This is a genomic window from Bacillus sp. L_1B0_5 (assembly GCF_000836715.1).
In the GTDB taxonomy this organism is placed as follows: Bacteria; Bacillota; Bacilli; order Bacillales; family Bacillaceae_G; genus Bacillus_A; species Bacillus_A thuringiensis_S.
Genome location: NZ_JXIS01000025.1, coordinates 229092 through 251473 on the forward strand (window position 1 = coordinate 229092; position 22382 = coordinate 251473).

Genomic DNA, 22382 nt, shown 5'->3' on the forward strand with positions numbered 1-22382 from the left:
CCTATCTATTCTTCATTAATTCACGCTGAATACGTGCTAATTTTCCTTGTAAACTTCCATCATAAATGCGATTTCCAATGCGTACTTTAATTCCGCCTAGTAAATCTTCATCTACAACATTTTTCACGCGAATTGCATCTTTTCCCGTTCTCTTTGCAAATGCTTCTGCAATGTTAAGCTTCTCTTCTTCAGATAGAAGACGAATAGAATATACAGTTGCATCCGCTACGTTACGTTCTTCATTAGCAAGAACAACATATTCATCTGCAATTTCAGGTAAGATATCAATACGCTTGTTATCAATTAAAATATATAACGTATTTAAAATTGATTCAGAAACAGATCCGAATACGTTTGCAAGAAACGTTTTCTTCTGCTCTTTTGAAATGTTTGGTTGCGTTAAAAAGCTATGTAGTTCTCCGTTCTTTACATAAACGTTTTGTACAAGGCGTAATTCTTCTTCAAACATTTCTAATACGTGTTTTTCTTTTGCAATTTTAAAAAGAGCGACAGCATAACGTTTTGCTACAATCCCATTGCTCATCGCGCTTCTCCTACTTCTTTAATATAATCGCGAATTAACTTAACTTGATCTTCTTCTTTTAATTCTTTTTCAATTACTTTAGAAGCAATTTGAACAGATAAAGAAGCGACTTGTTCTTGTAAAGCAGCAATCGCTTGCTCTTTTTCGCGTTGAATTTCTTGTACAGCAGATGCTTTAATTGATTCTGCTTCTTCTTTCGCAGCAGCAACAATAACATCCTTTTGATCTACAGCTTGTTTTTTCGCTCTTTCGATTAACTCTTGTGCTTCAACACGTGATTGTTTTAACATTTCACGTTGTTCTTCTACTAACTTCTTCGCTTCAGCGTTACTTCTTTCTGCAGCGTCGATTTCATTAGTAACATGCTCTTCACGTTCTTTCATAATTCCCATTAAAGGACCCCACGCAAATTTGCGTAGCATTACTAATAGAATTAAGAAAATGAACAATGTATAAGCAATCGTTCCAAATGGAATGGCAGCTCCTAATAATAAAGTTGGCACAAGGATTCACTCCCTTCAAAATATCTAAATTGATCATATGAAAAAAAAAGACATACGTTTCGTTCATAAAGCAATGGCGAAGAAAGTTCGGAAAAACACTCTTCGCCATCTATGTAAGGGGAGTCTCCCTTATTTGTTCATTACGATGAATGCAATAACTACACCGATGATTGGAAGTGCCTCAACTAAAGCAACCCCGATGAACATAATTGTTTGAAGTGCGCCTTTTAATTCTGGTTGACGAGCAACACCTTCGATTGTACGTGATACGATAAGACCGTTACCAATACCTGCACCTAATGCTGATAAACCAATTGCAATTGCAGCTGCGATTACACCTAAACTCATTTAATTTGTCCTCCTTTGTATTATAAAAAAATAAATTTTTTCTTACTTAAATTATATTAATGGTCATGACTTACTTTATGAGCCATATAAACCATCGTTAACATAACGAAAATAAATGCTTGGATTGATCCAACGAATACACTGAATCCCATCCATGCTAACATTGGTACAAGCGCACCTAATGCTCCAAGGAATGATGCCCCGCCTAACTTAGCAAGTAATCCTAATAAGATCTCACCTGCATAAATGTTACCGAATAAACGAAGACCTAACGTTAATGTGTTAGCAAACTCCTCAATAACCTTTAATGGGAATAAGAATTTCATAGGTTGGAAATAACCTTTAACATACTCTTTCGTACCCTTCATCTTAATTCCATAATAATGGGTGAGGGTAACTACCATCACGGCTAATGTTAATGTAACTGCTGGATCAGACGTTGGTGACCTCCACCATGCAATATGTTCGCCAGCTTCAGTTGCTGAATACATGAATGGTAAACCAAGGAAGTTCGATACGATGATAAACATGATAAGCGTAACGCCAAGCGTTAAGAAACGTCCACCTGTTTTCCAGTCCATCGTACTATTGATAATCCCTTTCACGAAGTCAAACACCCATTCCATGAAGTTTTGCATCCCGGTTGGGCGAAGAGCTAAGCTGCGAGTTCCGATAACAGCGATTAAGAAAACAATAACTGCTGCTACAGTAACCATCATAACTGATGACAAATCGAACGTTAAACCTAGAAATTCAACTAATTTACCGTGTTCCACTAGTAATTCACCTCTCTTCCCTGCTCTTATACTCTAAATAAAGAAAATCTATGATCATGACAAGGTATCCTGTCAGCAATCCTACACCTAAGCCCCACATCGCAATTAACTCTTGATATTTGGCTGCAAATAAAATTAATAACCCAATCGTGGCGAATCTTGAATATGTACTTACAGCTGTCGCCTTAAACTTCACGTTTTCTCCATTTGTTACGCGATCTAACAGCTTGTCTGTTCTACGTGCAATGATGCGCAAACTAAGAAAACTGAAAATCGTTCCGATAATCAGCCCAAGAAATACATCCTTGTAAGAGGTAAATCCCCATCCTAGCACTAGAAGCGCAAGCAAGTAGTACATATATTTCTTTTGTCTTTGGACAAGTCCATGTACGTCTATCATCATTGCTCTCCCGAATAGTAATGTCGAATGAGTCGAATCATTGCGTATACCCCTGTTCCTAACCCGAGTAATAACCCTATAATAAGAAACAATGGAAACGTTCCAACCTTATTATCAATCCACTGCCCACCAAAGATTCCAACAAGTATAGAACCGACTAACTGAGCAAGAATTCCTGACATTAAAGCATATGCTTTTATATGGCTGCGATCGTTTTTTTGCAAGGATTCATCCCTCCAATATGTAACCCTCATTCACGATGTGTTAATAATAACTCATTTTTTTGCATAAATCCTATACAAAACAAAAAGTTTACATTTTCGTCACGGAATAGATGTAATTTTGTCACTGAAAGCCCTACCATCTATCCCCGTTGTTAGCATACAATAGGGTATTAACAGTGTCAACGAGAAATCGTAAAAAATCTAAAAATTTGAGTATTAGGCATTTCCTCCCAAAAATGAAAACGTTCCCCTTCTAAATACTGGTTACATATATGCAATTTCTAACAGTTTTCTCTTTATAATAGAAGGAAATGTTCACAAGTTTGTCACTATTATATTTTCGAGATATAACGCTTTTCTTCCATAATATAGTGTTCCTCAGACGTAAGACTTCTATATTATATGTGATGTGTATGCAACTTATGTTGTATATACGATGTATATTTATCCTCCCCCCTCCCCTACTTGCTTACAGTCAAAAAAACGAGCAGAGGAATCCCCCCTGCTCGTCAGTTGTCTTACTTCGTTCCGAATAAACGGTCACCAGCATCACCAAGACCTGGTACTACATATCCGTGGTCATTTAATTTTTCATCTAATGCTGCTACATAAATATCAACATCAGGATGTTCTTCTTGTACTACTTTTACCCCTTCTGGAGCTGCAACGATACACATTAATTTAATTTGTTTCGCACCGCGCTTTTTCAGAGAGTTAATTGCTTCAGCCGCAGAACCACCTGTTGCTAACATCGGATCTAGTACGATAAAGTCACGCTCTTCTACATCCGTTGGAAGTTTCACATAGTATTCTACCGGTTGCAATGTTTTAGGGTCACGGTATAAACCAACGTGTCCTACTTTTGCTGCTGGAATTAATTTCAGAATTCCATCAACCATTCCTAAACCTGCACGTAAAATCGGAATTAAACCAAGTTTTTTACCAGCGATCACTTTTGTTGTCGCTTTGCTTACAGGCGTTTCAATTTCAATGTCCTTAAGCGGAAGGTCGCGAGTAATTTCGAAAGCCATTAAGCTTGCTACTTCGTCCACTAATTCACGAAAATCTTTCGTACCTGTATTCTTATCGCGAATATATGTAATCTTATGTTGAATTAACGGGTGATCAAATACATACAGTTTTCCCATGTGAATCTCTCCTTTAGATGATATTCATGCGTTTGCACGCTTTTTTACACTATTTACGATTGTAAAGAAAACGCTACTAATATTCAAGGGCAAATTTGGCAAAACCATGATTTTACGATGAATCTATCTAGTATCTTTACCAATTATGGGAGCTGTATCCTTCATTATATCGCCAAAATTTATTCATCATTTGTATACATACTTTAAAAATAATATATGTCCACAAAAAAAGACCGCCAAAACAATTAAGTCTCAGCAGTCTTCTTCAATTTATTATAGATTTGGATACATTGGGAATTTGCTAGTTAACGCTTCTACACGCTTACGTACTTCTTCTAATGCAGCTTCATTTTCATGATTTTTTAATGTATAAGCAATAAGTGACGCAATTTCATCCATTTCTTCTAAACCGAAACCACGAGATGTAACAGCTGCTGTACCGATACGTACACCACTTGTTACAAATGGGCTTGCTGTTTCAAATGGAATTGTATTTTTGTTCACTGTAATACCAACTTCATCTAATACGTGCTCTGCTACTTTACCTGTGATTTCTAAGTTACGAACATCAATCAGGATTAAATGATTGTCTGTTCCACCAGAAACAAGTGTAAGTCCTTCTTTTTGAAGACCTTCAGCTAAGCGGTTCGCATTATTAATGATATTTTGTGCATATGTTTTAAAATCATCTTGTAGTGTCTCACCAAATGCAACAGCTTTTGCAGCGATTACATGCATAAGTGGACCACCTTGAATACCAGGGAAGATTGATTTATCAATTTGTTTTGCAAATTGCTCTTCACATAAAATCATACCACCACGTGGACCACGTAATGTTTTATGTGTTGTCGTTGTAACGAAATGTGCATGTGGTACTGGGTTTGGATGTAAACCAGCAGCTACTAAACCAGCGATATGTGCCATATCAACCATAAAGTATGCACCCACTTCATCTGCAATCTCACGGAATCGTTTGAAATCGATAACACGAGGATATGCACTTGCACCTGCAACGATTAATTTTGGTTTATGTTCTTTCGCTTTTGCTAATACATCATCGTAATTAATACGGTGAGAGTCAGCATCCACGCCATATTCTACGAAATTATATTGTACTCCACTGAAGTTAACAGGGCTTCCGTGTGTTAAGTGACCACCATGAGATAAATTCATACCAAGTACTGTATCGCCTTGCTCTAAAATCGTGAAGTATACTGCCATGTTCGCTTGTGCACCAGAATGCGGTTGAACATTTACATGCTCTGCACCAAAAATTTCTTTCGCGCGATCACGTGCGATATCTTCTACCACGTCTACGTGTTCACAGCCACCATAGTAACGTTTTCCAGGATATCCTTCAGCATACTTATTCGTTAAAACAGAACCTTGCGCCTCCATTACTGCTTCACTTACGAAGTTTTCCGAAGCAATTAACTCAATCTTTGAACGCTGTCTTCCTAGTTCTGCCTCAATTGCAGCAAATACCTTCTCATCTTGACGTTTTAAATGATCCACCAAAATCCCCCTTTTCTGAACGAATTACATCAATTCCCAACAGTTTTTTCTTATTTATTCAGAAAAAACGAAAATTCAGGTTGTAATTCTTTCGAACCTTCATGTTTTCAACTACATTCTAACATGACTTTCTATATCATAAAAGAAAAAAAAGACCGAAAATCGGTCTTTTCTTTCTTATACTATAAAGTCAGACAACATACCTTTTATCTTATGATAAACAGCTACTATATGACTTCCTAATTTCTCATATTTAACGGCAAGTGGTAGTCTCTTCCGCCACCGCGTAAACAGCACGTGCTCCACCGATGAGTTTTCCACGTGTTTTGGCCATTGTTACATGTGCACTTCCAATTGCCTTCACACTTGTACGAACCGGAACAGCTACATGTTTTAAATGCATACCAATAAATGTATCACCAATATCCATTCCTGCATCTGCTTTAATAAACTCAACTACTACCGGATCTTTCAAATTGTGATACGCATATGTCCCTAATGCACCACCTGCTGATCTAACAGGCGTAACTGTTACAATTTCAAATTGATATTTTATCGCTACTTCTCTCTCAACCACTAAAGCACGGTTTAAATGCTCACAACATTGAAACGCTAATTCAATACCTGTTTGCTCTTGAAATTGTTTTAACTCAGAAAAAATCGCCTCCGCTACTTCCATCGTTCCTGATGTTCCAATTCTTTCGCCTAGCACTTCGCTCGTGCTACAACCCACTACAAAAATTTGACCGCTTTGTAATAAAGCTTGTTCTTGGAAATCAGAAAGCGACATTTGTAGCTGTTCTCTTACCTTTACGATTTCTGTCATTACGCCTCTTCCTTTCACAGGTTGGTTCACCAAATTATATTTCACACTACTGATAGTTAGAATCTATTACTTTGTTTCGTATGTTTTAATTTTTCCTACACGGTTTTCGTGACGACCACCTTCATAGTCAGTTGTTAACCAGATTTTCGCGATATCACGTGCTAGACCAGCACCAATTACACGCTCGCCCATTGCTAGCATGTTAGTGTCATTATGCTCTCTCGTTGCTTTCGCGCTGAAAGTATCATGAACTAACGCACAACGGATACCATTTACTTTGTTTGCTGCGATTGACATACCAATGCCTGTCCCACAAACTAAAATACCACGATCTACTTCACCATTCGCTACCATTTCAGCTGCCGGAAACGCAAAGTCAGGGTAATCAACAGAACCAGCTTCACATTCACAACCTAAATCAATATATTCAATATTTAACTCTTCTAATAAACTTACAAGTTCTTTGCGGATATTCATACCGCCGTGATCAGATGCTATTACTACTTTCATTTTTACCCCTCCAAAGTTTCAATCAATTATCTTCATTTCACACTCGCTACCTCAATAGTACGAAGTGATCTCCAATATCGTATTATACACGAAACATCAACCTACTGAATGTTTTTTCAGTAAAGTTTGTACAAGTTTTTCCATCTCATCTAACGTTTCTTTATAAATAGAAAGCGAGCCTCCAAATGGATCTGAAATGTCCTTGTCTATACCTTCAGTTAATCCATATAATGTATTCAATTTCTTTTCAACACTTGGATAATGCCCAAATACAATTTGTTTATGATTTTCTGTCATCGTTACGACAATATCAGCCCAATCAAGCAAAGTTTCGTTTACTTGCTGCGCGGCATGATCAATTGAAATTCCTTTTTCAGCTAAAGCTTCCTTCGCATGTACCGATGCATCGCTCCCAGGATAGGCAAAAACACCAGCAGATTGCACTTCAAACCTATCTCCTCCGTGATGACGAAGCAACGCCTCAGCCATTGGACTACGACATGTATTGCCAGTACAAACAAATAACACTCGTTTCATCCAAACCCACCCCTATATTCGGTTTCTTACCACTCATCATAACTTACATTAGAATAGAACAAAAGAAATGTGAATATACAAAAGGCGCATTTCTCTTATATTTTTTCTAAGAAAAATGCGCCTTATCCACATATATGTGAAACCCTATTTCCAAGTGCCTAGAGTATTTTAACATACCTACTGAATATGCAACAAAAATAAGGAATCCATTTCATACGAAACGGATTCCTCTTATACGACAATTATTTCATTGTAACTTTCATTACTTCTGTTGAACCTTTTGTAGCTGCTACGCCTACAGTTGTCTTAATAGACTCAGCTGCATCTGTGTTTGTAATAACGATTGGAGTAATTGTGCTTTTCGCTTTTTCACGGATTAATTCTAAGTCGAATGAGATTAATTTATCTCCCGCTTTTACAGCTTGGCCTTCAGAAACGTGAGCTTCGAAACCTTCGCCTTCCATTTTTACAGTTTCTAATCCAACGTGGATTAAAATTTCTGTTCCGTTTTTCGCTTTAATTCCGATAGCATGTTTTGTGTGGAATAATTGTACGATTTCACCATCAACTGGAGATACAACTACACCTTCAGTAGGATCGATTGCAACACCGTCACCCATCATACGACCAGCGAATACTGGATCTGGTACTTCTTCAATATTTTTCACTGCTCCAGTTAATGGAGCTACGATTGTTTCTTCATTTGTTTTTGAACCAAGACCGAATAATTTTTTAAACATAGGATAGTCCTCCTTATAATTTACCTAAAAGTTTATAGGGCAATCCCTAGTAAAGCTCGGGATACATGTAAGACTTCATACTTCGAATATTATACTGTAAAAACGCTTTCGAAATAAATTACGTCATTACTAATAGACTCTTATTGTAGCGCTTCACAAAATTCCAGTCAATTCTGATTGTCTGAATAACAATAAGAAGTTAACTTCTATTTATATTTTCTCTTTTTTTGCCCAACTTGTCTAGAGGTCTTTACCACATTTTATTTTTTGTTGTTAATTTGTAAAATTTAATTCAAACTTTTTTCAAAATCCACTTGACTAAAGTAAGTAACTATTTTATTATTACTTACATAAGGTAAGTTAATAACTTTTAGGAGGTTTTTAAAAATGATGGATTTCGGTCTACTTATTATTCGTCTTATTATAGGAATTACATTCATGGGTCATGGTGCTCAAAAATTATTTGGTTGGTTCGGCGGTTACGGTTTAAAAGGAACAGGTGGCTGGATGGAGTCAATCGGTTTACGCCCTGGTGTATTTATGGCATTTATGGCTGGCGCAACTGAATTACTAGGTGGCTTCTTATTCGCATCAGGTATTTTCATTGTAGTTGGTTCATTATTTATCGTTGGAACAATGTTAATGGCTATCTTCACTGTTCACGGAAAAAATGGTTACTGGGTAACACAAAATGGATATGAATATAACTTAATGTTAATCGCTGTTGCTGTTGGTGTAGCTTTAATCGGACCTGGTGCATACGTTTTACTTTAATTTTTATGTCATGTTACTCTTCATCCCCCAAGAAATCAGCTTGGGGGATTTCAACATTCCTTTAATCTATAATTTTTTTCACTAGGAAAATCCAATACTTTTCATTGAAGAAATTTTTAAATTCCAACTCATAGGACAACCCCCAATCACACTTAAAAGCCAAACATATGCTACTAGTATTAAATATAATAAGGGGGAAAAATCTTATGAAAAACCACGATAAAAAACTTCTAGAAGAAGAAATGGATCCAACTAACGAAAATGATAATGAAAGCAAAGTAAAAGCGAAGGCTAAAAACAAAAATAAGAATAAAAACAATAATAATCTTGCTAATCAAGGTGGACAAGCTGGACTCGAATTAACAGCGACTGGTGGTGGCCAAATTAGTGGAAAAGGTGGAACAAACGTAAGTCAAGGTGGACAAATTGCTAAAAAAGGCGGACAGAATGCGAATCAGATGGGACAAGTTGCTAGAGAGGATAGTGAAAACATAATCAAAAGAAGCGAATTCGAGGCTGGTGTTGCCGACGGCGAAGAAAGCGCTGATGAAAACATTTCAGCACCGGCGGAAGATGAGCTTTAAGCTGAGCAGAAAAAAAGATAGGAGCGAACATTCTTATGGCGAACCGTCGTTCTCAAAAATATAAAAACACTAACACAGAACAAACAGAAGCAACTTCCTCCTTCAAACTCAGCAAAGATGATCTTCCAATTGAAATTCACATCCACGTCAACATTTACAACTACAATGACAACAACAATAACCTTGCAAATCAAGGCGGGAAGGCTGGATTTACAATAATAGCTGATAGAAATGGACAGATTAGCGGAAACGCAGGAACAAATGCTAGTCAAGGCGGACAAATTGCCAAAAAGAGTGGACAAAATACGAGACAAACAGGACAAGCTGCTAAAGAAAATGATGAAAATAAAATTCAGGAATCACGTCCTACACTTTTTTTACCGCCGTTCTCTTAATTAGCACTTCCATTTCTAAAATTTTCGCTTTATCTTAGTTCCATCATTGTTTGTCATTTATAAATTAAATCCTTATTTGGCATATAAATGACAAACACACTTTGTTGCATCAAAACAGCAATACTTATTCTTATCGACATATACATTTTTTGTCTCGTTTACAAAAAAGCCAAAAAAATATTTTTCCAGCAGGAGTTTTCCACTAACATCTTGTAAACAAACAATAAGTCGTCATATTTAGAAAGGGGATTTTAAGCATGTTATCCATTAATCCAAATGAACAATCGGAAAAAGAGAATTACAAATTATTAACGGGAAGCATCATTCCACGCCCAGTCGCATTCGTTACTTCTGTAACAAAAGACGGTGTATTAAACGGCGCACCATATAGTTATTTCAATATTGTCGCTGCTAATCCACCACTTATCTCCGTTTCTGTACAACGAAAAGCCGGAGAAAGAAAGGACACTTCCCGAAACGCAATTGAAAAAGGTGAATTTGTCGTACATATTTCTGACGAATCATATGTAGCAGCAATTAACGAAACAGCAGCCAATCTCCCGCCAAATGAAAGTGAAATTGAACTAGCAAAACTAACACCAATTGAAAGTGAAGCCATCTCCGTTCCAGGTGTAAAAGAAGCAAATATTCGAATGGAATGCGTATTAGAACGTGCAATTCCACTTGGTGGAACAGAAGACTCACCAGCTTGTGATCTACTAATTGGACGCGTCGTTCGTTTCCACGTTGCCGAACATCTATATGAAAAAGGGCGCATTCACGCAGAAGGACTCAAGCCAATAAGTCGCCTAGCAGGACACAACTATGCAAAATTAGGAGAACAATTTGAATTAGTTAGGCCAGTTTAAAAGTGGAAGTGGCCCGTTTAGCTCTGACCAGCTAAGGTTCCCTCGCACAAAAGGTGCTTTTTACCTTTCGTGCGGGAGGTTCTTAGATGCGAAGAGCTGGCCACTGGAACTGGATAATATCTAAAAGCAGAAGCGGCCCGTTCAGAATGGGAGGGGGATGGAGCTTCTGACGTAGAGGCGCTTTTTGCCTCTCAGGAAGACGCGAAGCCACCGACCATTCTAGCCGCTGGAACTGGATATATTTAAAAGCAAGGCAGCTCAATTCCTGCCATCACTCAAACATAAAAATCCCCTGCTTTTTAGCAGGGGATTTTATCATTGTAATTCTTCCTTCTTTTCCTCTAAAGTAGGCAGTTTTTCTTTTTTCGGTTTCCCTAGCTTAATTACGAAGAAGTATAAGGAAAGCAGTGTAATAAGAAAAACAATTAAAAACGGGTACGGAGAGTAAAAGGCACGCGCCGCCTCAGTCTTTCCCGCAACAAATTTCAATGACTCAATATCTAAAAACTCAGCAAACATTTGTACACCGAGCATACTAAACCAAAAAACAAAAAAACTAATAATAATACCAAAAACTTGCTTCAATCTCGTCATTCATCTCATCCTTTCTATATCTGTAATTTTTAGTGCAATAAATATAGTACAAACAAAATATTCACAGAAAGGAACTATCTCACCATTCACGAATTAACTTAATCCAACCTAACATCGAAATTTGCAAAATAATACCCCAAATTATAAGTCTTCTTAGCCATCGAGGAAAGAAGGTTAAAAACTTAACATACCATTCCAATAGCTTGTTCATAATTCCCTCCTACATAAAATTATATAGGAAAAAGGATATATAATCCAAATCCAACCAGAATGATACCACCTACTATCTCACCATATGTACCGAGCATATCTTTCGCATGTCTACCAATTAATAAACCAATCCACGCTAATAACATGCTAACAAATCCAAAAAGTAATATCGTAATAATTGTTTGTGCCCCATAAATACCAAGACTAAGCCCTACTGAGAAACTATCTATACTAACGCCAAATGCAAATACGAATAAACTAATTCCAATAGGGGCAGTTCTAGTCTCTTCATTTTGTAAAATGGTCGAATATACGATATAAAACCCTAGTCCGATTAATAAAATAGCACCCGCAAAATGTGCAATATCTCCATACTTCTCTGATAAAAAACGACCTAGTACCATTCCTATAAACGGCATAATAATATGAAATATCCCTATCGTCATACCAATATACAGGATTTGTCTTAACTTTAGGGGCATCATCCCCATACCAAGACTCACCGAGAACGCATCCATCCCTAAGGCGAATGCCATAATTATTAAAGGTATTAGCTCTTCAAACGTCATTCATGCCCCTCCTTGGACGTGCTACTTCACAATATGCTTATCCAAGGAGAAATATTCTGTTTGCTAATCGTACCTTATCATTCAATAATAATATGATGTCCTGCCGCTTTTGTTAAACGATTCATAATAGCATTCCCTATTCCTTCATTAGGGAACGACTCACTAAAAATAACATCCACTTCACTTGCATCAAATGTTCTAAGTACATCATATAATTTAGTCGCAACGCTAGCTAAGTCACTTCGAACACCACAAGATAATATAACATCAGCGCTATATACATGCTGATACTCTTCCGTCGTTAATACGCCTACTTTAAATCCTTCTTCCTTTTTCTCATCTACAAGATGCTGAATAAACTCACGTGAGCCCTCAACAATACTAAGTGGTGCTTTCGGCGCATAATGTGTGTATTTCATTCCAGGTGATTTCGGTTTTTCCTTCTCATCCTTTAAAGCTGGATCTAAAGAAACGGTACCTATCACTGCTTCTAATTGTTCTTTCGTAATCCCACCTGGACGCAATATTGTTGGAACCGTGCTTGTACAATCAATTACAGTTGATTCAACGCCTACTCCAGTTGCACCACCATCAACAATACCTGCGATCTTCCCATTCAAATCTTCATATACGTGAGAAGCTAGTGTTGGACTTGGACGCCCTGAACGATTCGCACTTGGTGCCGCAACAGGTACATTCGCCTCTTCAATAAGAGCAAGTGCAACTGGATGATCAGGCATTCTTACCCCGACCGTATTAAGTCCCGCCGTCACCCTCTCTGAAATCCCTTCTTTTTTCGGCAAAATAATTGTTAATGGTCCTGGCCAAAAATGCGCCATTAACTTCTCTGCAACTGGTGGAATTTCTTTCACAATCCCATCTAACTGAGATTTTGTACCTATGTGGACAATGAGTGGATTATCACTCGGTCTTCCTTTCGCTTCGAAAATTTTCGCGATTGCTTCATCATCCATCGCGTTTGCACCTAACCCATATACTGTTTCCGTAGGGAAAGCAACCGCCTCATTTTCTCTTAATAATTTTGCTGCTTCTTGTAACTGTGGATAATATTTTTTTCTTTCCACAACATTATCCACAACCCACATATTTGTATGCATTTTTTTCCACGTCCTTTTCTACCCTTAAATACTTGTCTATTTTTAGTTTACTATGAGATTTATCCAAAAGACAAACAAGGTTTATCCACAAAATGTGGATAAACCTAATTAATCCGTGGATAACTTTGTGAATAGCTGACAATTTAGTATTATTGCATTCTGCTCTTTTATATTTTTACAAAAATGTTCTAACTGTTGAATTCCCTCTGGAACCTCATCCTTTTCTATAGTAAAAAAGTCAAAAAACTGAAAGATGGGCACAGATTGTGGATGGTTTGTTAGTAAGTACAATTGTTGAACATTTTTTTCTTTCATATACTGCAAAAACATTTCAAAAAAATATAAGAAAGTCTGTTTATCCACATGAGGTGTGAATAAACAAGAACGAATAAGTACATCTTCCCCACTTTGTTCATAACCAATTACAGCTCGTATTTCTTCCGCCTCTTCCAAAATCATAAATTGTGCGTACAACTCATTTATTTTATCATCTTTTTTATTAGCTTGTCCGAAAAAAGAATGTAATCTTTCCACATCTGCTTTCGTAGCAAAATACACTTTCTTCATAATAAATCCCTCCTCATTTTTATATATGAGGAGGGATTTATTAATAGTACTATTTAGAGAATAAAGATGTAAAAGCTTCTACAATAAACAATTTAACTTCTGGCTTTTCTTCTTCCGCTTCTACTTGTACATACTCATTTTGCTTTTCTTGTTTTTTCTCCACAGGTTTCTCCACTTTTTCCACAGTTTTTGTTTCTTCTTTACTTACAGGCTGCTCTTCAACTTTTGTTTCATTTTTTACTACTTTCTTTTCAGAAGCTGTTACTTTTTTTACTACTTCCTGTTTTACAACTTTCGTTTCTTTTACCTTATCCACTTTCTTCTCTTCTGTATTTACTACTTCCTCATCTAGTTGTTTCACCTGCTCCTCTTCAGGAGATTCCGCCTTCACAACGTGCTCTTCTTTTCTTACAGCTGTCCCACTCGAAAAATCTAAGAAACACATTGGTGGAAATAATACACACCACCAGTTCGCCCCTTCACCTTCTCCAATTGTGATTAATACTGCTTCATATTCTCCTGCTGGATAAATAAAATTCCCATATACCTTTGTAGGAAACTTTACATTCTTACTAAATTTCACTTGAAATGATTCTTTACTTCCTTCTCTTTTTAACGTATTTTCCACCGTTTTCTCGATTTCTGGAATATGACTTTGAATTACTTTGCGTGCCTCTTCAAATGAAGTTAAATCCGCTACCCAGCCATCAATTTGTGCTTTTACTTCATCACGCACTTTACGCTTTAATGCCTGGTCTTTATCTGAATCGCTATTTGCTAAAATTCGCAATCGAACGGCCTCTTTCGGAATAACTGAAGGCCCTTTTGCATCAGCTTTCATATATCCAAACTGCACAAGTAACTGTGCACCAATTAATAATATAAGAAGATAAGCAATAACTTGTTTTTTCATTTCCTCCACCGTCCCTTCTACAAACAGTGTGGACAGACTTTCATATTTCTAAACTATTAAATTCAAAATCTATATGAATTTTCCTACAAAAAAATAGAGTAAGGTGTGAACCTTACTCCATCTCTGCAAATACCATACGGTCTTTTCCGTTAATATCAAAAACAACCTCAACATGGGCATGTGGAAAAGCTTGTTGTAACAATCTTTTTACATCCTCACCTTGTCCTACTCCAATTTCAAACGCTACAATTGCTTTCTCCTGCAACACATTCGGCAATTCTTCCATAAAACGGCGATAAAAATCTAATCCGTCTTCTCCACCAACAAGCGCTCTCTTCGGCTCATGCTCTTTCACAACAGGAGAAAGACCACGCCAATCCTCTTCCGGTATATATGGAGGATTTGAAACAACAACATCTAGCTTTTGACCCGTTTTATCAAATGGTGACAATAAATCACCGTGATAGAACGTTACTTCTGCACCTAAAGCTTTTGCATTTTCTTTTGCAACTTCAATCGACTCTTGTGCAATATCTACTGTATACACATGGAGATTTTTATTTTCTAAAGCAAGCGTAATAGAAATCGCTCCACTACCTGTTCCTATATCTGCTACATGTAGTTCCTTGTCGCCAAAATGGCGCTCAATTCTTTCTAATACTCCTACTATAAGCTCTTCTGTTTCCGGTCTTGGTATTAATACTTCTTCATTCACAAAGAACGACCGGCCATAAAACATTTCATAACCAATCATATATTGAATAGGAATACCTTCTACATGCTTGTGGATAAACTCCGTAAAGCTTGCCTCTTGTTCCTCATTTATTTCTTCACGCATATTCATAAGTAATCCTGTTCTGTTCATCTTTAATACATGACAAAGGACAATTTCTCCCGCATTTTCATCTCGTCCATTTTCCTGTAAAAAAGAAGAAGCCCATTTCAGGGCTTCATAGACACGCATTACTCAGCTGCCTCCATCCTTTGAGCCTGATCTTCCATCACTAAGGCATTGATGAAATCATCTAACTTACCTTGTAAGATTTGATCTAGCTTTTGAATCGTTAAACCGATTCGATGGTCTGTAACACGGTTTTGCGGGAAGTTATACGTACGAATACGCTCTGAACGATCACCCGTACCAACAGCTTGTTTACGGTTTTGATCATATTCAGCTTGTGCTTCTTGTCTAAACTTATCATAAACACGTGCGCGTAATACTTTCATCGCTTTTTCTTTATTCTTAATTTGTGATTTCTCATCCTGACAAGATACAACTACACCAGTCGGTAAATGCGTTAAACGTACCGCTGACATCGTTGTATTAACACTTTGTCCACCAGGACCACTAGAAGCAAATGTATCAACACGAACATCTTTCTCGTGAATGTCGATTTCTACTTCTTCTGCCTCTGGTAATACAGCTACAGTTGCTGTAGATGTATGAATACGTCCACCAGATTCCGTTTCAGGAACACGTTGTACACGGTGAGCACCATTCTCGAATTTCAGCTTCGCGAAAGCACCTTTACCGTTAATCATAAAGATAATCTCTTTATATCCACCTAACTCTGTATAACTAGCCTCAATAATCTCCGTTTTCCAGCCCTGCACCTCAGCGTAACGGCTATACATGCGGTATAAGTCACCAGCAAATAAAGCGGCCTCGTCGCCACCAGCAGCCCCACGAACCTCAACGATAACGTTCTTATCATCATTAGGGTCCTTTGGAACTAGTAAAATTTTCAGACGTTCTGATAACGTTTTTTCTTGTGATTCTAACTCAGAAACCTCTTCTTTTACCATGTCACGCATTTCTGCGTCTAACTTCTCTTCTAACATTGCTTTCGCATCTTTTAATTGCTCACGAACATCCTTATACTCACGATACACCTCTACCGTTTCCTGTATATCAGACTGTTCCTTTGAATATTCACGAAGTTTATTTGTATCGCTAATAACCTCTGGGTCACTTAACAATTCATTTAACTTCTCATAACGATTTTCTACAGCTTGCAAACGATCTAACACATCATTCACCTCTACATCCTAGTATCTAATACAAATAGTATATGGTACTTACTCAAAAAAACGCAAATTATATTTAAAAGCGTAAGCGGCTTGCTCAGAATCGCAGGCCATTGGAGCTCTCTATTCTGAAAAAAACTCGCCTTGCGCAGCGAGTTTTACTTATCTTTGTTTGTAGGAACTGCATGACAATGACGACAGCGCGGTTCATACGATTCTGAAGCCCCAACTAAAATAATCGGATCATCAAATGCCGCTGGTTCTCCATCAATTAATCGTTGTGTACGACTTGCCGGAGATCCACATGCAGAACATACTGCTTGTAGCTTTGTTACATGTTCAGCAATCGCCATCAGCTGAGGAACTTGTCCAAATGGTAGACCACGGAAATCTTGGTCTAAACCAGCTACAATGACACGATAGCCACGATTTGCCAATACTTGCACCACTTCCACAATGTCCCCATCAAAGAATTGCACCTCATCGATTGCAATTACATCCATATCTTCAGTGATATGTTCAAATATATCTTTTGAAGCTGAAACAGGAACTGCTTTCACCTTTAATCCGTTATGTGATACAACGTCTTCTTCACTATAGCGATTATCAATACATGGTTTAAATACAATTGCATGTTGTTTCGCAAATTGCGTACGGCGCACACGGCGGATTAATTCTTCTGATTTACCAGAAAACATACTACCGCAAATCACTTCAATCCAGCCATTTTGATTTATTAAGTACATGAAGCTCTCCTTTCATCTACTTTTTAGTTAAAAGTAGGGTAAAGGTATAATATTTTCGCAAAAAAAACAGACAAGCGAATACATACACTTGCCTGTTTTATGTTTTTATTACTTGATACCGTATTTCTTATTGAAGCGATCAACGCGTCCGTCTGCAGTAGCAAACTTCTGACGTCCAGTGTAGAATGGGTGAGAATCAGAACTGATCTCAACTTTTAGTAATGGATAAGTGTTACCATCTTCCCACTCAACAGTTTCGCTAGAGCCTTTAGTAGACCCGCTTAAGAATTTGAAGCCTGTGTTTGTGTCCATGAATACAACTTTCTTGTAATCTGGGTGAATTCCTGCTTTCATTCTTTTCATCTCCTTCCGCCCTGAATCATTTTCGAAACAGAGTTTTTCATCTTCAGCTGCATACACAACTATATTGATGAAACACATATGATGAAATTATAACAAGGCTAACTTCATTTTGCAACTACCTGTTTTTGTCTTTTGAAATTTAAAGTGGCGGGGGCTCGTTTAGCTCTGACTGGCTAAGGTTCTCCCACTTATTTCTCTCTTTAATATCACCTAAAAGGCATAAAAAACTCGCTTACTATAAAATAAGCGAGTCCCCATCTTTTCCCTTTACTTAGTTGTTACATATCTTTTCGAGTCTGCAACAATGTTTTGTAAAAATTCTTCGTTTGTCTTCGTTTGGCGAAGCTTACGTAAAAAACTTTCAACAAAGTCTGGTGTATCACGCATTGTTTTACGAATACCCCATAACTTGTCTAAATGCTCTTTTGGAATTAATAGATCTTCTTTACGTGTACCAGAACGACGAATATCAATGGCTGGGAAGATACGACGTTCAGCTAACGAACGATCTAAGTGAAGTTCCATATTTCCAGTTCCTTTAAATTCCTCGTAAATAACATCGTCCATACGAGATCCTGTATCAACAAGGGCTGTTGCTAAAATCGTTAAGCTACCGCCCTCTTCAATATTACGTGCAGCTCCAAAGAAACGCTTCGGTCTATGGAAAGCCGCTGGGTCGATACCACCCGATAATGTTCTACCACTTGGCGGAATAACAAGGTTGTAAGCTCGCGCTAAACGGGTAATACTATCCATTAAAATGATAACGTCTTTTTTGTGCTCTACAAGACGCATTGCACGTTCTAACACAAGTTCAGCTACTTTAATATGATTTTCTGGTACTTCATCAAAAGTAGAACTTACAACGTCGCCCTTAACAGAACGTTCAATGTCTGTTACTTCCTCTGGACGCTCATCAATTAAAAGCACAATTAATTCTGCTTCTGGATGATTTGTTGTAACACTGTGTGCAATTTCTTTTAATAGACTTGTTTTACCAGCCTTTGGAGGCGCAACAATTAAACCACGTTGTCCAAATCCAACTGGTGCGATTAAATCCATGATACGTGTCGGTAACTTTTTCGGTTCCGTTTCCAATTTCATTTGGCGATCTGGGTATAATGGTGTTAATGCAGGGAAATGCACACGCTCTTTTGCTGAATCTGGATCATCTCCGTTTACAGCTTCAACTTGTAATAACCCAAAATAGCGTTCATTTTCTTTCGGAGGTCGTACTTTACCAGAAACTTTGTCTCCATTACGTAAATCGAAACGACGAATTTGCGAAGCTGAGATATAAATATCTTCTGAGCTTGGAGAATAGTTGATAGGACGTAGGAATCCAAATCCTTCTGATTGAATAATTTCTAATACGCCTTCCATGAAAAAGAAACCTTCTTTTTCTGCTCGAGCTTTCAAAATAGAAAAGATTAACTCTTTTTTCGTTAACTTGCTATAATACGAAATCTTAAATTCTTTCGCAAGCTCGTATAACTCTTTTAATTTCATGTTTTCTAATGCTGCAATTGACAAATTCATTCAGACACCACACTTTAACGTTATTCTCTTTTTTCATGGGTAAAGGGAAAAATACGGAAGGCAAATAATTAATAATGAAAGGCAATAAGTTCAAGTAGGGTAATATTCACTATTGTAACCCTTTTATCTAGTTTTAATCAATACGTTGGAACACAAATACAAGAAGCGAAGACAAGAAAATTTGTCTTCGCTTCTTATTTAGTTTAGTTCCAGCTCCGATAGTTAAAAAGGTCGACCATTTTAACCTTTCTGAACGAGCCGCTTACACTTTTTACTTAATCCAGCTTCAGCAGCTAGAATGGTCGGTGGCTTCACTTCTTCCTGCGAGGCAAAAAGGGCCTCTACGTCAGAAGCTCCATCCCCCTCCCATTCTGAACAAGCTGCTTACGCTTTTTATTTAATCCAGCTCCGGTGGCTAGAAGGGTCAGTCATTTCCCCCCTTCCTGCGAGGCACAAAACGCCTCTTCGTCAGGAGTTCCAATGCCTTCCCCTTCTGAGCAAGCCACCTCCGCTTTTTACTTAATAACCAAGTTCGGTTTTTTATTTAAGCTATGACGACCATCTACAAAGCGAACTGTACCTGATTTTGCACGCATAACAAGAGATTGCGTTGTTCCTACGCTACCTTTAAATTGAACACCGCGTAATAGTTCTCCATCTGTTACGCCTGTTGCTGCAAAGATTGCATCGTCGCCTTTTACTAAGTCCTCCATACGAAGGATACGATTAATGTCTTCTATGCCCATTTCTTTACAACGTGCTAATTCAATGTCGTTTTGTGGCAATAGTTTTCCGTGAATTTCTCCACCTAAACATTTTAAAGCAACTGCTGCCAATACACCTTCAGGTGCTCCACCAGATCCAAATAAAATATCTACACCTGTTCGATCAAATGCTGTATTAATTGCTCCAGCTACATCTCCATCATTAATTAATTTAATGCGAGCACCAGCTTTACGAATTTCTTCGATAATTTCTTGATGACGTGGGCGATTTAAAACTGTCGCTACAACATCTTCAATATCTTTATTTTTCGCTTTCGCAACTGCACGTAAGTTATCAATAATAGGCGCATCAATGTCGACCGCCCCAACTGCTTCTGGGCCAACCGCGATTTTATCCATGTACATGTCAGGAGCATGTAACAAATTACCGTGGTCTGCAATTGCAATAACAGCAAGAGCATTCCAGCCACCAGCTGCTACGATGTTTGTCCCTTCTAAAGGATCAACCGCAACGTCTACACGTGGTCCATATCCTGTACCTAATTTCTCTCCGATATATAGCATTGGTGCTTCATCCATCTCACCTTCACCAATTACAACTGTACCTTTCATCGGAATTGTATCAAATACATCACGCATAGCTGATGTTGCTGCACCGTCTGCTTCATCCTTTTTCCCGCGCCCCATCCAACGCGCTGATGATAATGCTGCAGCCTCTGTTACACGTACTAACTCCATAGATAAACTTCTTTCCACGATAATCCCTCTCCTTTAAGTCTTTATATTTCTGCCGTATTTTGTGAACCGTGTTTTTCTATAAAGTGTACTTCCGCAAGTAGTGATGCTTCGCTTCCCCCTTGCGGAAGTATCACTTATGCGTTCTTCATCTCTTCAATTTCTTGTTTTGTCATTTGTTCTCGCCAAATGTTTGCTCCAAGCCCTTTAAGCTTGTCCACTATATTCTCATAACCTCGATCAATATGCTCAAGTCCTGTTACTTCTGTAATTCCATCTGCCATTAACCCTGCAATAACAAGTGCTGCTCCCGCTCGTAAATCACTCGCCTTCACTTTTGCCCCTTGCAACAATACAGGACCAGTTACAATTGCCGAACGACCTTCTACTTTAATTTGAGCATTCATACGACGTAATTCATCAATGTGTTTGAAACGGGCACCGTAAATTGTATCTGTTACAACTCCCGTCCCGTGCGCCTTTGTTAAAAGCGTCGTAAACGGCTGTTGTAAATCTGTTGGAAAACCTGGATATACAAGCGTTTTGATATCAACTACTTTTAACTTTCTATTACCGTTCACTGTAATTTGATCATCATTCGTTTCAACTTGAACACCAGCTTCTCTTAGCTTTGCAGTAACTGATTCTAAATGCTGAGGAATAACGTTATCAACCGTTACTTCTCCTCCTGATGCAGCTCCTAGAATCATATACGTACCAGCTTCAATACGATCTGGGATAATAGTATGGTGACAACCATGTAAAGAGTCCACACCATCTATTCGGATTACATCTGTACCAGCACCTTTAATACGTGCTCCCATGCTTGTTAACAATGTAGCTACATCAATAATCTCGGGCTCTTTCGCTGCATTTTCAATAACAGTTCTACCTTTCGCTCGTACAGCTGCTAGCATAATATTAATCGTAGCTCCTACACTAACAACATCTAAATAAATACGTGCTCCATGTAGTTCATCTGCTCTTAAATAGATGGCACCTTGTTCATTTGTAACATGTGCACCTAGCGCTTCAAACCCTTTAATATGCTGATCAATCGGCCTAGGTCCTAAATGACATCCACCCGGAAGCCCAATAACAGCTTTTTTAAAACGGCCAAGCATCGCACCCATTAAATAATAAGAAGCGCGCAATTTTTTCACTTTTCCATTTGGCAAAGGCATTGCAACCATGTTAGAAGGATCGACTACCATCTCTTCCTCCTGTCCATAAGTTACTTTCCCTCCAATTTCCTCTAGTAAGTCTCCTAGCATTTTCACGTCCGAAATATTAGGGACACCACCAATAGTTACTGGAGTATCTGCTAAAATTGTCGCTGGAATTAATGCAACGGCACTGTTCTTAGCACCGCTTACTCGAATTGTTCCATTTAAAGCTCTTCCGCCTTCAATTAGCAATTTTTCCATATTGAGCTCCCTTCTTGTGAATGTATTTACTTTCTATCTTTTTATAGAAAGCTCCCCTTAAGAATCTCAATCACTCTTTCCATCCCAAAACTCAATAAAGTGAAACTTTAATTAGTGGGGGGGTGTTTATCCCCCACTAATTATTAGTTGAACCA

30 protein-coding genes are annotated in these 22382 nt (G+C 37.9%); 4 read left to right on the forward strand and 26 right to left on the reverse strand.

Translation table 11 applies throughout. The features are described from left to right. Window position 1 precedes the first annotated feature (1 nt). The 13 genes from atpH to RT27_RS09135 form a co-directional block, all read right to left on the reverse strand. The gene (gene atpH, locus RT27_RS09075) at window positions 2-544 is read right to left on the reverse strand and encodes a F0F1 ATP synthase subunit delta (protein ID WP_000064682.1); all 543 of its coding nucleotides are present in this window, start codon (window positions 542-544) and stop codon (window positions 2-4) included. Further along, window positions 541-1047 carry a F0F1 ATP synthase subunit B gene (gene atpF, locus RT27_RS09080; RefSeq protein ID WP_001142615.1) on the reverse strand — a complete coding sequence of 169 codons (507 nt, stop codon included), beginning with the start codon at window positions 1045-1047 and terminating at the stop codon, window positions 541-543. Before atpF ends, atpH begins: the two co-directional genes overlap by 4 nt. 129 nt (window positions 1048-1176) lie before the next feature. Continuing rightward, complete coding sequence (atpE, locus tag RT27_RS09085) at window positions 1177-1395, reverse strand: F0F1 ATP synthase subunit C (protein ID WP_000052064.1); 219 nt, start codon at window positions 1393-1395, stop codon at window positions 1177-1179. 56 nt (window positions 1396-1451) lie between these two features. Then, window positions 1452-2171, reverse strand: coding sequence for a F0F1 ATP synthase subunit A (gene atpB / locus RT27_RS09090; RefSeq protein ID WP_000399870.1), 720 nt, complete (start codon window positions 2169-2171; stop codon window positions 1452-1454). 7 nt (window positions 2172-2178) lie between these two features. Further along, window positions 2179-2571 (reverse strand): ATP synthase subunit I, encoded by a 393-nt coding sequence (locus tag RT27_RS09095; protein ID WP_000567600.1) that lies wholly within the window; start codon window positions 2569-2571, stop codon window positions 2179-2181. Next, window positions 2571-2795, reverse strand: coding sequence for an AtpZ/AtpI family protein (locus RT27_RS09100; RefSeq protein WP_001171223.1), 225 nt, complete (start codon window positions 2793-2795; stop codon window positions 2571-2573). Before RT27_RS09100 ends, RT27_RS09095 begins: the two co-directional genes overlap by 1 nt. A 26-nt stretch (window positions 2796-2821) precedes the next feature. After that, on the reverse strand, window positions 2822-2935 hold the full coding sequence (locus tag RT27_RS09105) for a DUF4024 domain-containing protein (protein WP_000232962.1): 114 nt from the start codon (window positions 2933-2935) through the stop codon (window positions 2822-2824). 378 nt (window positions 2936-3313) lie between these two features. Further along, on the reverse strand, window positions 3314-3943 hold the full coding sequence (gene upp / locus RT27_RS09110) for a uracil phosphoribosyltransferase (protein ID WP_000517539.1): 630 nt from the start codon (window positions 3941-3943) through the stop codon (window positions 3314-3316). A 273-nt stretch (window positions 3944-4216) separates the two neighbouring features. Next, a complete protein-coding gene (glyA, locus tag RT27_RS09115; protein ID WP_016079652.1) occupies window positions 4217-5458 on the reverse strand; it encodes a serine hydroxymethyltransferase in 1242 nt (413 codons plus the stop codon). A gap of 253 nt (window positions 5459-5711) precedes the next feature. Next, window positions 5712-6284 (reverse strand): TIGR01440 family protein, encoded by a 573-nt coding sequence (locus tag RT27_RS09120; RefSeq protein WP_016079651.1) that lies wholly within the window; start codon window positions 6282-6284, stop codon window positions 5712-5714. Between the two features lie 66 nt (window positions 6285-6350). After that, window positions 6351-6794 carry a ribose 5-phosphate isomerase B gene (rpiB, locus tag RT27_RS09125; protein WP_000869542.1) on the reverse strand — a complete coding sequence of 148 codons (444 nt, stop codon included), beginning with the start codon at window positions 6792-6794 and terminating at the stop codon, window positions 6351-6353. A gap of 96 nt (window positions 6795-6890) precedes the next feature. After that, window positions 6891-7331 (reverse strand): low molecular weight protein arginine phosphatase, encoded by a 441-nt coding sequence (locus RT27_RS09130; RefSeq protein ID WP_016079650.1) that lies wholly within the window; start codon window positions 7329-7331, stop codon window positions 6891-6893. 242 nt (window positions 7332-7573) lie between these two features. Beyond that, window positions 7574-8071: a PTS glucose transporter subunit IIA gene (locus tag RT27_RS09135; RefSeq protein WP_000473665.1), complete on the reverse strand. Its 498-nt coding sequence runs from the start codon at window positions 8069-8071 to the stop codon at window positions 7574-7576. 387 nt (window positions 8072-8458) lie between these two features. On the opposite strand from RT27_RS09135, the gene RT27_RS09140 reads away from it, so the two are divergent. The 4 genes from RT27_RS09140 to RT27_RS09155 all read left to right on the forward strand — a co-directional run bounded on the left by RT27_RS09140 (window position 8459) and on the right by RT27_RS09155 (window position 10693). Beyond that, entirely contained in the window at window positions 8459-8845 is a 387-nt protein-coding gene (locus RT27_RS09140; protein ID WP_000968616.1) for a DoxX family protein, read from the forward strand. Between the two features lie 206 nt (window positions 8846-9051). Next, window positions 9052-9429, forward strand: a complete 378-nt coding sequence (locus tag RT27_RS09145) for a hypothetical protein (RefSeq protein WP_043935889.1) — start codon at window positions 9052-9054, stop codon at window positions 9427-9429. A 35-nt stretch (window positions 9430-9464) separates the two neighbouring features. After that, window positions 9465-9824, forward strand: a complete 360-nt coding sequence (locus tag RT27_RS09150; protein WP_043935890.1) for a hypothetical protein — start codon at window positions 9465-9467, stop codon at window positions 9822-9824. A 257-nt stretch (window positions 9825-10081) separates the two neighbouring features. Then, window positions 10082-10693 carry a flavin reductase family protein gene (locus tag RT27_RS09155; protein WP_016079647.1) on the forward strand — a complete coding sequence of 204 codons (612 nt, stop codon included), beginning with the start codon at window positions 10082-10084 and terminating at the stop codon, window positions 10691-10693. Between the two features lie 315 nt (window positions 10694-11008). On the opposite strand, the gene RT27_RS09160 is transcribed toward RT27_RS09155, so the two are convergent. From RT27_RS09160 to murA, 13 genes are all read right to left on the reverse strand, one after another. Next, entirely contained in the window at window positions 11009-11287 is a 279-nt protein-coding gene (locus tag RT27_RS09160) for a DUF3935 domain-containing protein (protein WP_000197471.1), read from the reverse strand. A gap of 79 nt (window positions 11288-11366) precedes the next feature. Continuing rightward, window positions 11367-11498 carry a hypothetical protein gene (locus RT27_RS36080; protein ID WP_001037634.1) on the reverse strand — a complete coding sequence of 44 codons (132 nt, stop codon included), beginning with the start codon at window positions 11496-11498 and terminating at the stop codon, window positions 11367-11369. Between the two features lie 19 nt (window positions 11499-11517). Next, window positions 11518-12066 carry a manganese efflux pump MntP family protein gene (locus RT27_RS09165; protein ID WP_016079646.1) on the reverse strand — a complete coding sequence of 183 codons (549 nt, stop codon included), beginning with the start codon at window positions 12064-12066 and terminating at the stop codon, window positions 11518-11520. A gap of 77 nt (window positions 12067-12143) precedes the next feature. Beyond that, a complete protein-coding gene (locus tag RT27_RS09170; protein WP_029443663.1) occupies window positions 12144-13184 on the reverse strand; it encodes an L-threonylcarbamoyladenylate synthase in 1041 nt (346 codons plus the stop codon). 108 nt (window positions 13185-13292) lie between these two features. Next, the gene (locus tag RT27_RS09175) at window positions 13293-13751 is read right to left on the reverse strand and encodes a hypothetical protein (protein WP_016079644.1); all 459 of its coding nucleotides are present in this window, start codon (window positions 13749-13751) and stop codon (window positions 13293-13295) included. Between the two features lie 49 nt (window positions 13752-13800). Beyond that, entirely contained in the window at window positions 13801-14664 is an 864-nt protein-coding gene (gene spoIIR, locus RT27_RS09180; protein ID WP_029443664.1) for a stage II sporulation protein R, read from the reverse strand. A gap of 112 nt (window positions 14665-14776) precedes the next feature. After that, entirely contained in the window at window positions 14777-15628 is an 852-nt protein-coding gene (gene prmC, locus RT27_RS09185) for a peptide chain release factor N(5)-glutamine methyltransferase (protein ID WP_001267022.1), read from the reverse strand. Beyond that, window positions 15628-16695, reverse strand: a complete 1068-nt coding sequence (gene prfA, locus RT27_RS09190) for a peptide chain release factor 1 (protein WP_000887066.1) — start codon at window positions 16693-16695, stop codon at window positions 15628-15630. The genes prmC and prfA overlap by 1 nt, the downstream gene beginning before the upstream one ends. A gap of 155 nt (window positions 16696-16850) precedes the next feature. Then, window positions 16851-17438: a thymidine kinase gene (locus RT27_RS09195; RefSeq protein ID WP_000280851.1), complete on the reverse strand. Its 588-nt coding sequence runs from the start codon at window positions 17436-17438 to the stop codon at window positions 16851-16853. A gap of 108 nt (window positions 17439-17546) precedes the next feature. After that, window positions 17547-17792, reverse strand: a complete 246-nt coding sequence (locus RT27_RS09200) for a type B 50S ribosomal protein L31 (protein WP_000643435.1) — start codon at window positions 17790-17792, stop codon at window positions 17547-17549. Between the two features lie 276 nt (window positions 17793-18068). Beyond that, complete coding sequence (gene rho / locus RT27_RS09205; protein WP_001053903.1) at window positions 18069-19340, reverse strand: transcription termination factor Rho; 1272 nt, start codon at window positions 19338-19340, stop codon at window positions 18069-18071. A gap of 515 nt (window positions 19341-19855) precedes the next feature. Beyond that, complete coding sequence (gene glpX, locus RT27_RS09210) at window positions 19856-20821, reverse strand: class II fructose-bisphosphatase (protein WP_043935891.1); 966 nt, start codon at window positions 20819-20821, stop codon at window positions 19856-19858. 116 nt (window positions 20822-20937) lie between these two features. Further along, window positions 20938-22227: a UDP-N-acetylglucosamine 1-carboxyvinyltransferase gene (gene murA / locus RT27_RS09215; protein ID WP_000413248.1), complete on the reverse strand. Its 1290-nt coding sequence runs from the start codon at window positions 22225-22227 to the stop codon at window positions 20938-20940. Between the last annotated feature and the right edge of the window lie 155 nt (window positions 22228-22382).

Excerpts from the sequence above, each read along its gene's own strand:
- rpiB (WP_000869542.1), bottom strand. The coding sequence starts at position 6,794 with ATGAAAGTAGTAATAGCATCTGATCACGGCGGTATGAATATCCGCAAA.
- rho (WP_001053903.1), bottom strand. The coding sequence starts at position 19,340 with ATGAATTTGTCAATTGCAGCATTAGAAAACATGAAATTAAAAGAGTTA.
- atpH (WP_000064682.1), bottom strand. The coding sequence starts at position 544 with ATGAGCAATGGGATTGTAGCAAAACGTTATGCTGTCGCTCTTTTTAAA.
- spoIIR (WP_029443664.1), bottom strand. The coding sequence starts at position 14,664 with ATGAAAAAACAAGTTATTGCTTATCTTCTTATATTATTAATTGGTGCA.
- RT27_RS09105 (WP_000232962.1), bottom strand. The coding sequence starts at position 2,935 with ATGGTAGGGCTTTCAGTGACAAAATTACATCTATTCCGTGACGAAAAT.
- RT27_RS09150 (WP_043935890.1), top strand. The coding sequence starts at position 9,465 with ATGGCGAACCGTCGTTCTCAAAAATATAAAAACACTAACACAGAACAA.
- atpE (WP_000052064.1), bottom strand. The coding sequence starts at position 1,395 with ATGAGTTTAGGTGTAATCGCAGCTGCAATTGCAATTGGTTTATCAGCA.
- RT27_RS36080 (WP_001037634.1), bottom strand. The coding sequence starts at position 11,498 with ATGAACAAGCTATTGGAATGGTATGTTAAGTTTTTAACCTTCTTTCCT.
- prmC (WP_001267022.1), bottom strand. The coding sequence starts at position 15,628 with ATGCGTGTCTATGAAGCCCTGAAATGGGCTTCTTCTTTTTTACAGGAA.
- RT27_RS09145 (WP_043935889.1), top strand. The coding sequence starts at position 9,052 with ATGAAAAACCACGATAAAAAACTTCTAGAAGAAGAAATGGATCCAACT.
- RT27_RS09195 (WP_000280851.1), bottom strand. The coding sequence starts at position 17,438 with ATGTACTTAATAAATCAAAATGGCTGGATTGAAGTGATTTGCGGTAGT.
- RT27_RS09200 (WP_000643435.1), bottom strand. The coding sequence starts at position 17,792 with ATGAAAGCAGGAATTCACCCAGATTACAAGAAAGTTGTATTCATGGAC.
- RT27_RS09160 (WP_000197471.1), bottom strand. The coding sequence starts at position 11,287 with ATGACGAGATTGAAGCAAGTTTTTGGTATTATTATTAGTTTTTTTGTT.
- RT27_RS09165 (WP_016079646.1), bottom strand. The coding sequence starts at position 12,066 with ATGACGTTTGAAGAGCTAATACCTTTAATAATTATGGCATTCGCCTTA.
- RT27_RS09135 (WP_000473665.1), bottom strand. The coding sequence starts at position 8,071 with ATGTTTAAAAAATTATTCGGTCTTGGTTCAAAAACAAATGAAGAAACA.
- RT27_RS09095 (WP_000567600.1), bottom strand. The coding sequence starts at position 2,571 with ATGATAGACGTACATGGACTTGTCCAAAGACAAAAGAAATATATGTAC.
- RT27_RS09170 (WP_029443663.1), bottom strand. The coding sequence starts at position 13,184 with ATGCATACAAATATGTGGGTTGTGGATAATGTTGTGGAAAGAAAAAAA.
- RT27_RS09120 (WP_016079651.1), bottom strand. The coding sequence starts at position 6,284 with ATGACAGAAATCGTAAAGGTAAGAGAACAGCTACAAATGTCGCTTTCT.
- RT27_RS09130 (WP_016079650.1), bottom strand. The coding sequence starts at position 7,331 with ATGAAACGAGTGTTATTTGTTTGTACTGGCAATACATGTCGTAGTCCA.
- RT27_RS09155 (WP_016079647.1), top strand. The coding sequence starts at position 10,082 with ATGTTATCCATTAATCCAAATGAACAATCGGAAAAAGAGAATTACAAA.
- RT27_RS09175 (WP_016079644.1), bottom strand. The coding sequence starts at position 13,751 with ATGAAGAAAGTGTATTTTGCTACGAAAGCAGATGTGGAAAGATTACAT.
- RT27_RS09140 (WP_000968616.1), top strand. The coding sequence starts at position 8,459 with ATGATGGATTTCGGTCTACTTATTATTCGTCTTATTATAGGAATTACA.
- upp (WP_000517539.1), bottom strand. The coding sequence starts at position 3,943 with ATGGGAAAACTGTATGTATTTGATCACCCGTTAATTCAACATAAGATT.
- murA (WP_000413248.1), bottom strand. The coding sequence starts at position 22,227 with ATGGAAAAATTGCTAATTGAAGGCGGAAGAGCTTTAAATGGAACAATT.